Origin of the sequence: Nocardia sp. NPDC059195 (assembly GCF_042754695.1) — a bacterium.
Taxonomy (GTDB): Bacteria; Actinomycetota; Actinomycetes; order Mycobacteriales; family Mycobacteriaceae; genus Nocardia.
In genome coordinates this window covers 165,929-178,845 of sequence record NZ_JBHZBG010000010.1, presented here as the reverse complement: position 1 = coordinate 178,845, position 12,917 = coordinate 165,929, and the positions used below count along the sequence as shown (strand labels likewise).

13 protein-coding genes are annotated in these 12,917 nt (G+C 67.8%); 10 read left to right on the top strand and 3 right to left on the bottom strand.

All coding sequences use genetic code 11. The features are described from left to right. Positions 1–53: 53 nt before the first annotated feature. The 4 genes from ACFXKN_RS15755 (at position 54) to ACFXKN_RS15740 (ending at position 2,542) form a co-directional block, all read left to right on the top strand. Positions 54–1,088 (top strand): sugar kinase, encoded by a 1,035-nt coding sequence (locus tag ACFXKN_RS15755; protein WP_379433237.1) that lies wholly within the window; start codon positions 54–56, stop codon positions 1,086–1,088. After that, a complete protein-coding gene (locus ACFXKN_RS15750; protein WP_379433236.1) occupies positions 1,085–1,855 on the top strand; it encodes an IclR family transcriptional regulator in 771 nt (256 codons plus the stop codon). The genes ACFXKN_RS15755 and ACFXKN_RS15750 overlap by 4 nt, the downstream gene beginning before the upstream one ends. 5 nt (positions 1,856–1,860) lie before the next feature. After that, on the top strand, positions 1,861–2,268 hold the full coding sequence (locus tag ACFXKN_RS15745; protein ID WP_378955879.1) for a RidA family protein: 408 nt from the start codon (positions 1,861–1,863) through the stop codon (positions 2,266–2,268). A gap of 106 nt (positions 2,269–2,374) precedes the next feature. Then, on the top strand, positions 2,375–2,542 hold the full coding sequence (locus ACFXKN_RS15740; RefSeq protein WP_378869122.1) for a hypothetical protein: 168 nt from the start codon (positions 2,375–2,377) through the stop codon (positions 2,540–2,542). A gap of 3 nt (positions 2,543–2,545) precedes the next feature. Here ACFXKN_RS15740 and ppc read toward each other — a convergent pair whose 3' ends face one another. The 3 genes from ppc to ACFXKN_RS15725 all read right to left on the bottom strand — a co-directional run bounded on the left by ppc (position 2,546) and on the right by ACFXKN_RS15725 (position 7,070). Then, positions 2,546–5,317, bottom strand: a complete 2,772-nt coding sequence (ppc, locus tag ACFXKN_RS15735; protein ID WP_379433235.1) for a phosphoenolpyruvate carboxylase — start codon at positions 5,315–5,317, stop codon at positions 2,546–2,548. Between the two features lie 79 nt (positions 5,318–5,396). After that, positions 5,397–5,954: a sugar O-acetyltransferase gene (locus tag ACFXKN_RS15730; protein ID WP_379433234.1), complete on the bottom strand. Its 558-nt coding sequence runs from the start codon at positions 5,952–5,954 to the stop codon at positions 5,397–5,399. Positions 5,955–6,002: 48 nt separating this feature from the next. Beyond that, positions 6,003–7,070: an ABC transporter substrate-binding protein gene (locus ACFXKN_RS15725; protein ID WP_378955937.1), complete on the bottom strand. Its 1,068-nt coding sequence runs from the start codon at positions 7,068–7,070 to the stop codon at positions 6,003–6,005. A gap of 83 nt (positions 7,071–7,153) precedes the next feature. On the opposite strand from ACFXKN_RS15725, the gene ACFXKN_RS15720 reads away from it, so the two are divergent. The 6 genes from ACFXKN_RS15720 to ACFXKN_RS15695 all read left to right on the top strand — a co-directional run bounded on the left by ACFXKN_RS15720 (position 7,154) and on the right by ACFXKN_RS15695 (position 12,897). After that, on the top strand, positions 7,154–8,185 hold the full coding sequence (locus ACFXKN_RS15720; RefSeq protein WP_379433233.1) for a FecCD family ABC transporter permease: 1,032 nt from the start codon (positions 7,154–7,156) through the stop codon (positions 8,183–8,185). After that, on the top strand, positions 8,182–9,264 hold the full coding sequence (locus tag ACFXKN_RS15715; RefSeq protein ID WP_378955990.1) for a FecCD family ABC transporter permease: 1,083 nt from the start codon (positions 8,182–8,184) through the stop codon (positions 9,262–9,264). Before ACFXKN_RS15720 ends, ACFXKN_RS15715 begins: the two co-directional genes overlap by 4 nt. Beyond that, positions 9,264–10,070 (top strand): ABC transporter ATP-binding protein, encoded by an 807-nt coding sequence (locus ACFXKN_RS15710; protein WP_378956004.1) that lies wholly within the window; start codon positions 9,264–9,266, stop codon positions 10,068–10,070. Before ACFXKN_RS15715 ends, ACFXKN_RS15710 begins: the two co-directional genes overlap by 1 nt. A gap of 16 nt (positions 10,071–10,086) precedes the next feature. Beyond that, the gene (locus ACFXKN_RS15705; RefSeq protein WP_379433232.1) at positions 10,087–10,728 is read left to right on the top strand and encodes a TetR/AcrR family transcriptional regulator; all 642 of its coding nucleotides are present in this window, start codon (positions 10,087–10,089) and stop codon (positions 10,726–10,728) included. A gap of 79 nt (positions 10,729–10,807) precedes the next feature. After that, complete coding sequence (locus tag ACFXKN_RS15700) at positions 10,808–12,190, top strand: lipase family protein (RefSeq protein WP_378956042.1); 1,383 nt, start codon at positions 10,808–10,810, stop codon at positions 12,188–12,190. Between the two features lie 80 nt (positions 12,191–12,270). Continuing rightward, positions 12,271–12,897: a hypothetical protein gene (locus ACFXKN_RS15695; RefSeq protein WP_379433231.1), complete on the top strand. Its 627-nt coding sequence runs from the start codon at positions 12,271–12,273 to the stop codon at positions 12,895–12,897. The last annotated feature ends 20 nt before the right edge of the window (positions 12,898–12,917 follow it).

Below are 12,917 nucleotides of genomic sequence, written 5' to 3'. Positions count from 1 at the left end.
TCGTTATTGTGCATCTCCAGGGCAGTGACCGCAAGCACGAAAGGGTGAATAAGGTGACCCAGGCAACAACCGCTCAGCCCAGGGCGGTCACCGTCGGCGAGGGACTGGCCGTGCTGATCGCGGGCGCGGGGCCCCTGGAACAGTCCGCGCGGTTCGATCGCGGCGCGGGCGGCGCCGAGGCCAACGTGGCCGTCGTGCTGGCTCAGCTCGACGTGTCGGTGGCCTGGCTGTCGCGGGTCGGCGACGACGGATTCGGGCGGTATCTGTGTGCCGAACTCAGCGCGCAGGGGGTGGATGTCGCGGCGGTCGCCATCGATCCCACGCGGCCCACCGGCCTGTACGTCAAGGAACGTGGTGCGGGCTCCGGCGCGGCCAACGACCTGGATGCCGACGCCAGCCGCATGCACTACTACCGCACGGGTTCAGCCGCCAGCGCGCTGTCGCCTGCCGACCTCGCGGCCGAGGCGCCCCTGCTCGACGGTGCCGATCTCGTGCACTTCACCGGCATCACCCCGGCACTGTCGGAGTCGGCGACCGAGCTCACCCACGCACTGCTCACCCGGCCCCGGCGCGGGCTGGTCAGCTTCGACCTGAATTACCGTCCGGCAGTGTGGGGTTCGCGCATCGACGAGGCCGCCGACGAACTCGACGCGCACCTTCGCGGCGCCGACGTGGTGTTCCTCGGCGCCGACGAGGCCGAGGAGATCTTCGGCACCGGCGACCCGGCCGCCTTGCGCGCGTTGTTCCCCGAGCCCGCCCAGCTGATCGTCAAGAACGACAAGCACACCGTCACCGGCTTCGAGGGCGAGTCCTCGATCGAGGTGCCCGCGCTGAGGCTGGCGATCACCGAACGCATCGGTGCCGGTGACGCCTTCGCCGGCGGCTACCTCGCCGCCCTGCTATACGGCGCGGACCTGCGCACGCGCCTGCGGTACGGCCACCTGTGCGCCGCGGCCACGCTGACCGCGACCGGAGATTCCGCGAAACTGCCACCGCTGGAGGATATTCAGCGCCTCGCGCTACTCCCGGACGATATCTGGGCCACACTGCGCTACCCCGCGGCGCTGGATGAAACGATCAGCTCATGAGTCAAAGCGTGTCGCGGGCCCTGTCCATTCTCATCGCCCTCGGCGAGAGCTCGCAGTCCCTCGACGAGCTGGCGGTCCGGCTCGGTGTCCACAAGTCGACGGTGCTGCGGTTGCTGCAGACCATGCAGGCCGATCGGTTCGTCGTGCACGACAACGCGCACCGCTATTCGCTCGGTACCCGGATGTTCGAATTGGCCAGTCGCGCACTGGAGAACCGTGATGTGCGCACCGTAGCCCGCCCGCATCTGAGCGCGCTGGGCGCGGCCACCGGGCAGACCGTGCACCTGGCCGCCTACGAATCCGGCGACGCTGTCTACATCGACAAGGTCGACGCCGAGCAGGCGGTGCGGATGTACTCGCGGATCGGCAGGCCCGCCCCGCTGCACTGCACCGCGGTCGGCAAGGTGCTCGTGGCCGCGCTGCCACGCAGCGAATGGCCCGCGGTGGCAGCACGATTGGACTACCACCCCTTCACCACCCGCACGCTGCGCACACCCGAGCAGTATCTGGCCGAATTGAATCTCGTTGCCACGCAGGGGTTCGCCGAAGACCACGAGGAACACGAGAGCTTCGTCAACTGCATCGGCGTCGGCGTGCGCGACGGGATCGGTTCGGTAGTCGCCGCCGTGTCGGTCTCGGTTCCCGACGTGCTGCTCGACCATGATCAAGTGCTGGCATTGTTGCCGCAGGTCAGGGCGACGGCCGACGCCATCTCCACCGAACTCGGCTGGGACCCCCACCGAGACGTGACCGCGAGGAAAGGCTGAACCCCATGTCCGACAAGACCGCCGTGCGTACCTCCGACGCCCCGGCTCCCGCCCACACCTTCTCCCAGGGCGTGCGCAAGGGCCCGTTCGTCCAGGTGTCCGGTCAGGGCCCGGTGGATCCCGAGACCAACGAGTACCTGCATCAGGGCGATGTCGCCGCGCAGACCACCCGCACCCTGATGAACGTCAAGGCGATCATCGACGCCTCCGGTGCCACCTTCGACGATGTGCTGATGCTGCGCGTCTACCTCACCAAGCGCGAAGATTTCGCGGTCATGAACGAGGCGTACGGCGAGTTCGTCACCAAGCACACCAGCAACGGCGTGCTGCCCGCGCGCACCACCGTCTTCACCGGCCTGCCGCGCGCGGAGATGCTGGTGGAGATCGACGCGATCGCCGTCGTCACCGACTGAGCCACCGCGATTCCCCTCATGTCGTGGACGCCGACGGTGCGTGCGTGTTGAGATGGGGACGCCCCCGCACGGGGGTGTTCGCCCCGTCCTACCCGAGGATCAGCTTATGTTCGCCAAGTTCGCCCGCCCGCTCGCCGTCGCCGCCCTTGCCCTGTCCGTGACCGCGATCGGCGCCGGAACCGCATCGGCCGCCCCCGCGCAGCCGGTCGTCGGCTCGGTGTCGATCTGCACCGGCATCCCGGTCGGCCCGTTCACCATCAGCGTCTGCCTCTGAGCACTAACCCGAGTTGCGCAGGGCGGTGGCCAGGCCGTTCATGGTGAGCAGGATGCCCCGCTTCACCAGTTCGGAATCGTCACCGCCGCGCAGCCGGGCCAGCAGGTCTACCTGGAGCTGGTTCAGTGGCTCCAGGTAGGGGAAGCGGTTGTGGATCGACTCGGCCAGCGAGGGGTTGTCGCTGAGGAGTTCGGTGTGGCCGGTCACCGCCAGGTACATGCGGATGGTGCGGGCGTGTTCATCGGCGATCATCGCGAAGATGTCGGCGCGCAGGGTTTCGTCGGTGACGAGTTCGGCGTAGCGGGCGGCGATGTCGAGGTCGCTCTTGGCCATCACCTGGGCCAGATTCGACAGCACAGTGTTGAAGAACGGCCAGTGCTGGTAGAGGTCGGTGAGACGCGCGAGGCGGGCCGGGTCGTCGCCGACCCAGTCTTCGAGTGCGGTGCCGGTGCCGTACCAACCGGGCAGCATGACCCTGGCTTGGCTCCAGGCCATCACCCAGGGGATGGCGCGCAGGTCCGAGACCGAATTGGTGGGTTTGCGGGAGGCGGGACGGCTACCGATATTGAGGTCGCCGACCTCGGCGACCGGCGTGGATTCGCGGAAGTACTCGACGAAGCCCGGGGTGTCGTGCACCAGGTTCGCGTAGGCGGCACGGGCGCGGGCGGCGAGATCGTCGAGGAGCTCATAAGCCGGTTCGGCGTCGGCGCCGAGGCCCTCCACATCCAATAGCGTCGATTCGAGCGTGCCCGCGATCAGCGATTCCAGATTGCGATGTGCCGCACCGGATTCGGAATACTTCGCGGCGATCACCTCGCCCTGCTCGGTGAGTCGCAGCGAACCCCGCACCGCGCCCGCGGGCTGGGCCAGAATGGCGTCGTAGCTGCGGCCGCCGCCGCGACCGACAGTGCCGCCGCGACCGTGGAACAGCCGCAACCGGATTCCCGATTTCCCGGCCACCTCCACCAGGTCCAGCTCCGCGCGGTAGAGCGCCCAGTTCGCGGCGAGGTAGCCACCGTCCTTGTTGGAATCGGAGTAGCCGAGCATCACCTCCTGGCGCATGCCCGCCGCCTCGACCAACTCGCGATAGACCGGAACCTCCAGCACCGCGGCCAGAGTCGACGCACCAGCGCTCAGGTCCTCGATGGTTTCGAACAGCGGGACGATCCCGACGGGGCAACTCGGCGCGGTATCGGCCGTGCCCGGATCGAGGATGCCTGTTTCCTTCAACAGCAAGGCCGCTTCGAGCATGTCGCTGACCGAGGTACACATGCTGATGATGTAGTTCGGGATAGCAGCGGCACCGAGGGTATCGATGACCTCCTTCGCCGCGCTCAAAACCCCGAGCTCCTTGGTGGCGAGCTCGCTCAACCGCGCATTCGGCCCGAGAAGTGGTCGGCGCGTGCGCAATTCGGCGGCGAGCAACTCCACGCGCGCGGCTTCGGACAGGCTCGGATAGTCGGGGTGCACCCCCGACCAGGCCAGCAGTTCGGTGACGACCTGTTCGTGCACCTCGGAGTTCTGGCGCAGATCGAGACTCTGGAGGTGGAAGCCGAAGGTTTCGATGGCATGGCGCAGGGCGGCGAGACGGTCGTCGGCGAGCAGCCCGTCGCCGCTGGCGCGCATGGATTCATCGATCGCGTCGAGGTCGTCGAGGACGGATTGGGGTGTCGGATACGGGGCGGCACCGGCATCGAAGCCCTGCTCGGGCAGTTCACCGAGGGCCAGTTCGGCGGTGGCACTGAGACGGCCCCGAATCGCGTGCAGCGCACGACGATACGGTTCGTCGGCGAACAGGCCGGGGTCGGGATAGCCTGCGGCCGCGAGCTCGGCGACCGCAGGTGTCACCTGCACCAGGCGCGCCGATTGCGACAGGGTCTTCTCGAGTTCGACCAACTCGTCCAGGTACCGGCCGAAGGCATAGGCGGCGGCTTGTTCGGCCGCGGTGTGCACGACTTCCGCTGTGACGAACGGGTTTCCGTCGCGGTCACCGCCGATCCACGATCCGGGGCGCAGGATCGGGCGTGGCAGGAGATCTTCGGAAGGCCAGCGCGTCCGCAGCGCGGCCCGCACCTGCGCGTTGATCGCGGGGATCACGTCGTAGAGAGTCAGGTCGTAGTAGCGCAGACCGACGGAGATCTCGTCCTGGATCCGCAAGCGCGCCAACCGGATCAGCGCCGTACGCCACAGGGTGAGCACTTCGCGCCGGATCCGCAGTTCGGATTCGTCGAGACCGGATTCGCCGGGTTCGAGCCTGCGACGCAGGCGCATCAGCTCGGTGATCTTGGACTGCACGTCGAAGACGGTGCGCCTGCGGGTTTCGGTCGGGTGCGCCGTGATCACCGGGGAGACGAGCGCGTCGGTGAGCAGGTCGGCCACCATCGCACCGTCGAGCCCTGCCGCGTCGAGTTTGTCGTAGGTGGCGGCCAGCGAGGAATCCTGCGGCGGCTCACCCGCCGCCACGTGCGCGGCGCGCCGCCGGTCACGCTGGATGTCCTCGGCCAGATTGGCCAGCAGCACGAAATAACTGAATGCCCGGATCAGCGGGATCGCGACCTCGGTGGGGGTGCCGTCGAGCATATCGGCGACGGCGCTGCGCTCGACCTCCTCGCGGCGCACCCGGAACGCCTCGATGCGAACGCGCTCGATCAGGTCGAACACCTCGGGACCTTCGTGGTCACGGATGGTGTCGCCCAGGATGCCACCGAGGAAGCGGATATCCTCGCGCAGCGGCCGGGTTGCTTCGGGTTCCATCTCGATTCGCGATTCGCCCATGGTCAGACAGTATGGCCGCGGACTCGCGGACGCGACCCGACACCGCACCCGCCCCGCATGTCGGCCTCAGCCGGCACACCTAGAGCTGCCTGATCACCCGTGCCGGATTGCCCGCCGCGAAGACCCGATCCGGCAGGTCGCGGGTCACCACACTGCCCGCGCCGACCACCACGTCGTCGCCGATGGTCACGCCGGGGCACACGATCACCCCGCCGCCGAACCAGGCGTTGTTCCCGATCCGGATCGGGGCCGCGGATTCCCAACGCTGCCTGCGCTTTTCGTGATCTTGCATCGGATGCAGCGCGGTGAGCAGCTGACAGCGCGGCCCGATCGAACAGTCGTCCCCGATGGTGATCGGCGCACAGTCGAGCAGAATCGCGTCGTAGTTGAGGAAGCTGTTGGCCCCGATCTCGATCAGGTACCCGTAGTCACACTGGAACCGGGGCATGATCCACGAGCCCGCCCCCAGCTTGCCGAGGAGATCGCCCAGCAATTCGGTGCGCCGCCCGGTCTCATCCGGCCCGGTCCGATTGAACTCGTCGCACAACCGTTGCGCCCGCTGCCGTTCGGCCACGAGTTCTGGATCGTTGTCCCGATACAGCTCCCCGGCCAGCATCCGCTGCTTCTGTTCGCCCACCCCGCCGAGTGTAGGGGCGGGCGAACAGTGCACGGCGTGATGTTTCGGCTACTTCGCCGGGTCGACCTCGAAGGTCTTGGCGATGTCGTCGAGCACCTGGTGCGCGCCGGTGAGACCGACCGAGGTCAGCCAGACCAAGTCGTCGACCGGAGTGACCTTGCCCCGCAGCTGATTCCACAGCGGGTTGGCCTCGGCGGCCGCCTTGCGCTGGGCGGCGGCGTCCTCACCGTTGCTGGTGAGGAAGACGTAGTCGGCGTCGGCGTCGAGCAGACGCTCGGGGCTCAGCGTGATCGAGAAGTCGTTCTTCGGGTCGGCGGACTTGTCGGGCTGGTTCAGGCCGGTGTCGGCGAAGATGTCGCCGATGAAGCTCACCCGCTGCATCAGCCGGTCTTCCTTGGGCAGGAAGCGCAGCAGCGACACGGTGGGCGCGTTGCCACCGTTCTTCGCCTTGATCGCCGCGCCGATCTTGGCGGCACGGTCCTGGTAGGCCGCGAGCTTGGCCTGGGCGAGGTTCTCCTTGTCGATCGCCTTGGCGAGCAGCAGGAGGTTTTCCTTCCAGGTGGCGCCGGTGGTCTGGCTGAACACGACCGGGACATTGCCCGAACCGAGCTTGATGCCCTTGAACTGCTCGTACTGCTTCTCGTGGCGCACCTTCGCCGACACGATCAGGTCCGGTCGGGCACCGGCCAGCTTCTCGATATCGGGGGTCTGCAGGTTGCCGATATTCACCGCTCGCGCGCCGCAGGTCTCGGCGGCCGCGCCGAGGAACGCGGGCAGCTTCTCGCCCATGGCCTGGTACGTCGTGTACGCGACCAGCTCGGTGTTCAGCACCAGGGCGGCGTCGACGAAGGTCTGATCCAGTGCCGCGACCCGGACCGGTCGGGTGGTGATGGTGGCGGGGTCGACCACCGTGCCGACATTCGTGCCCGCCTTGTCCTTGACCGCCCCGGCCTCGATGGTGCGCGGGTAGGCGCCGCCGTCGAGGTTGCTCGAGGTATCACAATCGCTGCCCGCGGCGCCGGTGGTTGCCCGGTCCTGGCCGCACGCGGACAGACTCAGTACGGCCGCGGCGACGACCGTGGCGGCGGCGAGCCTGCGGCTCAGTGGGGTGTTCATCGACGTCTCCCGGTTGGTTCAGAGTTTCTCAGGGTTGCTAACCTAGCGAAGCCTTACCTAATTACCAACTATGAAGAGGGATAGTGACCGCATCGCCGCCCGGAGTCGTGTTCGCCAACACGCGGTCTCGCCGGTTGCTCCTGATCGCCGGACTGTTGGCCGCGGTACTCGCGGCCGTTCTGCTCAGCTTGGCCGTCGGATCCAAATTCATTGCTCCCCTTGATGTTCTGGGCGCGCTCGGCGGCACGACCGACACCGAGACCGGCGCCATCGTCAACGGCCTCCGCCTGCCACGCACCCTGCTGGGGATCCTCGCCGGCCTCGCGCTCGGCATCGCGGGCGCGGTGATCCAGGGTCACACGAGAAACCCCTTGGCCGACCCGGCGCTGCTCGGTATCACCCAGGGCGCGGCTCTCGGCATCGTCTTGGCGGTGATGGTCGGCGGCATCTCGAGCCTGTTCGGTTACGTGTGGTTCGGCTTCGCCGGGGCGCTGATCGCCACCATCACCGTGTTCGTCATCGGCGCGACGGGCCGCGGCGGACCCACCCCGGTGACCCTCGCCTTGGCGGGCGCCGCCGTCAGCTACCTGTTGCAGGGCCTGATCTCGGCGGTGGTGCTGTTCGACACCGACGTCACCGATATCTACCGCTTCTGGAAGGCCGGTTCGCTGGTCGGGTCCAACCTCGACCTGCTCGGTAAGGCCACACCGTTCATCATCGTCGGAATCGTCCTCGCCCTGGCCAACACCTCCGCGCTCAACGCGCTCGGCCTCGGCGAGGACACCGCCCGCGCACTCGGCCATCGCGTCTTCCTGGCTCGCACCGTCGGGATCGCCTCGATCGTGCTGTTGACCGGCGCGGTCGTGGCGATCGCCGGGCCACTGGGCTTCGTCGGGCTGGTCGTTCCGCACCTGGCGCGCGGCATCACCGGTCCCGACTACCGCTGGCTCGTGCCGGTCGCCGGGCTGCTCGGCGTGGTCATGGTGCTGGTCGCCGACATCGCGGGGCGGCTGGTCCTGGACAAGGGCGAACTGCCCGCGGGCATCATGCTCGCCTTCGTCGGCGTCCCGTTCTTCGTCGTCCTGGTCCGCCGTCGCAAGCTGGTGAGCATATGAGTACCGTCCGAGCGGTTCGACTGGGACCGGTGTCATGGCAACTGCGATTTCGCACGACCGCCGTCCTGGTGGTCGGACTCGGGATACTCGGTGCCGCGAGTTGCGTCGCGCTCGCGCTGGGCACCTACACGATGCCCGACGGAGGTCCGGTCACACCGTGGGACGTGCTCGCCGTGCTCACCGGTGGTGGCGACGACGGCCTCGCCTATGTGGTGTGGGATCTGCGACTGCCCCGAATTCTCACCGGCGCGCTGGTCGGCGCGGCGCTGGCGTTGTCGGGCGCGATCACCCAGGGCATCGCCCGTAACCCGCTGTCGAGTCCCGATATTCTCGGCGTCACCGCAGGCTCGAGCGTCGCCGCGGTCGCGGTGATCGCCCTGTCCGGCAGTCGCGGCCAGCTCAGCGGCGCCGCCGCCGCGATCGGGGTACCGGTCGCGTCGATGCTCGGCGGATTGCTCGCCGCGCTCGGCGTTTTCGCCCTGGCCTGGCGCGGGGGCATCGAAGGCTATCGGCTCGTCCTGGTCGGTCTCGGCGCCGGGTCACTGCTCTCCAGCGTGACCTTCTGGCTGCTCAGCGTCGGCGAAGTCGATATCGCGGCACGGGCGGTGACCTGGCTGACCGGCAGCCTCAACGGCAGTAGCTGGATCCAGGTGACACCGGTGGCGATCGCCCTCGCCCTCCTGGTGCCGGTGGTGCTGGCGAGCACCCACCTGCTCGGCGCACTGCACTTCGGCGACGACACCGCCCGCTCGCTCGGCGTGCGGCTCAACGCCGCCCGCCTGACACTGCTCGTCCTGGCCGTGCTGTTGGCCGGGGTCGCCACCGCCTCGGCGGGCGCCATCATCTTCATCGCACTCGCCGTGCCCCAGGTGGCGCTGCGACTCACCGGGTCGGCGCAGCCACCGCTGCTGACCTCGGCGCTGCTCGGCGCGGCCTTCACCGTCACCGCCGATCTCGTCGCCCGCACGCTGCTGCCCGCGGGCGAACTCCCCGTCGGCGTGATCACCGCCGTGCTCGGCGCGCCCTATCTGATCTATCTGTTGATGCGGCGCAATCGTGCCGGGAAAGCGGGCGTGTGATGACCGTTCGGCTGCAGGCCAGCGACTTGACCCTCGGCTACGGGCCGACGACTGTCGTCGATGGCCTGAACCTCGACATCACCGGCGGCACCGTCACCGCGGTGATCGGACCCAACGGTTGCGGCAAATCCACGCTCCTGCGCGCGATGGCCCGGCTGATGCGCCCCACCGGTGGTCAGGTCCACCTGGACGGCAAACGGATCGACCGCATGTCGACCAAGGACGTGGCGCGCGTTCTCGGCATCCTGCCCCAATCACCGCTCGCTCCCGAGGGTCTCACGGTCGCCGATCTGGTGGCCCGCGGCAGGCACCCGCACCAGCGCTGGTACCGCCAGTGGTCCGATGACGATGAATCCGCCATCAACGAGGCCCTGACCTGGACCGACATGGTCGAATTCGCCGATCGCTCACTCGACGAGCTGTCCGGCGGGCAACGCCAGCGCGCGTGGATCTCGATGGCGTTGGCCCAGGACACCGACCTGCTCCTGCTCGACGAGCCGACCACCTTCCTCGACCTCGCCCACCAGATCGAGGTGCTCGACCTGGTCCGGCGCCTACACGCCGACGCGGGCCGAACGGTGGTGATGGTGCTGCACGACTTGAATCTCGCCGCGCGCTACGCGCATCGACTGGTCGCGATGCGCGCGGGCCGCGTGGTTGCCGCGGGAACGCCCGCCGAAGTCCTCACCGAAGAAGTGGTGGCGGAGGTCTTCGGGCTGCGCGCGAAGGTGATCGACGACCCGGTCACCGGAACCCCGCTGGTAGTCCCGATCGGACCGGTCGACACCGATGCGACAGAACCCTGAACAGTAGGGTCATAGGGTGACATCTGGGCGGACCCGACACAACTACACCGGCACCTCGGTCGCCGAACGACAGGTCGAGCGCCGGGCACTGTTCATCGACGCGGGACTCACCGTTTTCGCGGAGAAGTCCTACGCCAACAGTTCGCTGACCGATGTGTGCGCGGTCGCGGGCTTGTCGCGTCGGCAGTTCTACGAACAGTTCGCCGGGCGCGAGGAATTGCTCGTCGCGGTGTACGACTCCGTGCAGGACAAGGCCGGGGCGGCCGTGGCCGAGGCGCTGACGGCGGCGGAATCCGACGATGTCCACGCGCTCATCGATGCGGCGGTGCGGGCGTATACGAAGGCGATCACCGACGATATCCGGTGTGCCAAAGTCGCTTTCGTCGACATCGTCGGGGTGAGCCCCGAGATCGAGGAGTATCGGGCGCAGGTCAGGGATCGGTGGGGTGAGGTGGTCGCCGCGATCGCGGCCGGGCGCGACGGGGTGCGGTTGCCGCCGGGCGGCTGGCGGGTGCCGATGGCGGCGTTCATCGGAGCGGTGAACGGTGCCGTGCACCAGTGGAGCCTGGACGACCCGCGCCCACCCGTCGACGAGTTGGTCGATGTCTTCTCCACCATCCTGAACAGCCTGATCTCAGCGGTTTCTCCCGGCAGCTGATTGCGATCTACGCCACACCCGTGTCATAGTAGCCGCTATTGAGACGAAGGCGTCTCAATTCATGTGAGGACTGTGCGCGATGAGATCTCCCTTCGTTCAGCGATGGCTGGCCCTGGCCACCGGCTTGCTCGCGGCGGCAACGGTTTTGACGGCCGGGCCGGTCACGGCCGAGCCGTCGGCCCCACCCCCACCGGTGATTCCACTACCGCCCGAATGGGATCCGGGCTTCTATCTACCGCCCGCCGACGTGGTGGCGGCGACGGAGCCGGGTGCGATCATCGCGGTCCGGCAGGTACGGATCGCCGACTTCGGGCTCCTGCCGATCGATGTCGACGCCTGGCAGGTGTCGTATCGCTCCAACAACAGCCGAGATGAGGCCATCCCCGCTGTCGCTACCCTGATCAAGCCGCGCGGGCAGGCGCCGTCGCCGCGCAAGCTGCTGTCGGTGCAGTTGGCCGAGGACTCGACCGCGGGCTATTGCGCGCCGTCCTATGCGCTGCAACACCTTTCGGTGGCCGCGGTGGCGGGTCAGATCGTGGTGCCCGCCGAATTCCTGTTCGCCCAGGCCGCGCTGTCGCAGGGCTGGGCCGTGGTCATCCCGGACCACCAGGGCCCGGATTCGGCCTATGCGGCCGGACCATTGGCGGGGCGGATCACCCTCGACGGCATTCGCGCGGCGACCAGCTTCGCCCCGCTCGAGGCGGGACCGACCGCGCCGGTGGGGCTCTACGGCTACTCCGGCGGTTCTATCGCGACCGGGCATGCCGCAGAACTGCACAGCACCTACGCACCCGAACTGAATATCGTCGGCGCGGCCGAGGGTGGCGTCGGCGCCGATCTCGGCGCCGCGCTGAGCATGGCGAACAACCAGCTCACCTCGGGCCTGGTGTTCGCCGCAGTTCTCGGCCTCACCCGCGAGTACCCCGATTTCGCGGCCTACCTCGACCAGCGGCTCGACCCGCTCGGCAAAGCGTTGTTCGCGATCAAATCGCCGCTGTGCGTGCAGTATCAGTCGGCGCTGCTGCCATTCCTGAACCTGACCGGCATGATCGGCTCCGACGGGAACCCCCTCGATGATCCGCCGGTCGCAGCCATGCTCGACGACACCCGCATGGGCAAGTCCGTGCCCGACATGCCGTTGTTCGTCTGGCATTCCGCGTGGGACGAGATCCTCCCCCTCGCCGCCACCGACACCCTCGTCGACACCTACTGCCGCGACCCCGCCACCTCGCTCACCTACACCCGCGATCACGCCAGCGAACACATCATCGCCGAAGTCGTCGGCGGCCCCGCGGCCCTGCTGTGGCTGCGCGACCGGCTCGACGGCGTCCCCGCTGCCCCCGGCTGCACTATCAGCGACGCGGGCACGATGGGCGCCACTCCCGGCGCGCTCGACTTCCTGGGCGAATCGCTCGCCGCGAAGTTCGCCACACTCTTCGGCACTCCACTCGGCGCTCGCTGAGATCGGCGATACATATTGACGTTTGATGTCGATTTGTATCATACTCGGCCGGATCGTCGAGCCCGAGCAGGAGAGAGTCGTTGACCGATAGCGCGCTGGCAGCACTGGAGATTCTTCGCGACGCAGGTCAGTTCAAGTGGTATGTCATTCCGCTCTTACTGATCGTGGTGTACATCTATTCCGTCGAGGTCGAGCGACGGAACTGGAATGTGCTGTTCGCCGGACTCGCGCTCTGGGGCATGGACTGGTTCAACGAGATCTGGAACGCGCTCGTCTTCCACTTCACCGAACGGGCGCCGGTCTGGGCCGCGAGCGGACCGACGGCCTATCAGATCCTGATCGGGCTGAATATCGAGATCTGCTTCATGTTCGCCATCATGGGGATCGCGGCGGCGAAGATGTTGCCGCCGAAACAGACTCGGATCTTCGGGCTGCCGAACCGGCCGGTACTGATCGCGGTCAACTCGGCCGCGGCGGTGGGTGTCGAGGTGCTGCTGAACAAGGCGGGAGTCCTCACCTGGGATTGGTCGTGGTGGCAGCCGAGCTTCCCGTTCTTGATCTGGATCATCGGGTACGTGCCGTTCTTCACCGCCTGCTTCTTCGTGCACGATCTGCCGACCGTGCGAAGCAAGGCGCTGGTGGTCGGCACGATCTTCGGGATCGACGCGATCGCTCTCCTCGGATTCGGCGCGGCGGGATGGCTGTGAGACACGGGCACACCCCTTAT

Excerpts from the sequence above, each read along its gene's own strand:
- ACFXKN_RS15750 (WP_379433236.1), top strand. The coding sequence starts at position 1,085 with ATGAGTCAAAGCGTGTCGCGGGCCCTGTCCATTCTCATCGCCCTCGGC.
- ACFXKN_RS15725 (WP_378955937.1), bottom strand. The coding sequence starts at position 7,070 with ATGAACACCCCACTGAGCCGCAGGCTCGCCGCCGCCACGGTCGTCGCC.
- ACFXKN_RS15700 (WP_378956042.1), top strand. The coding sequence starts at position 10,808 with ATGAGATCTCCCTTCGTTCAGCGATGGCTGGCCCTGGCCACCGGCTTG.
- ACFXKN_RS15745 (WP_378955879.1), top strand. The coding sequence starts at position 1,861 with ATGTCCGACAAGACCGCCGTGCGTACCTCCGACGCCCCGGCTCCCGCC.
- ACFXKN_RS15710 (WP_378956004.1), top strand. The coding sequence starts at position 9,264 with ATGACCGTTCGGCTGCAGGCCAGCGACTTGACCCTCGGCTACGGGCCG.
- ppc (WP_379433235.1), bottom strand. The coding sequence starts at position 5,317 with ATGGGCGAATCGCGAATCGAGATGGAACCCGAAGCAACCCGGCCGCTG.
- ACFXKN_RS15715 (WP_378955990.1), top strand. The coding sequence starts at position 8,182 with ATGAGTACCGTCCGAGCGGTTCGACTGGGACCGGTGTCATGGCAACTG.
- ACFXKN_RS15740 (WP_378869122.1), top strand. The coding sequence starts at position 2,375 with ATGTTCGCCAAGTTCGCCCGCCCGCTCGCCGTCGCCGCCCTTGCCCTG.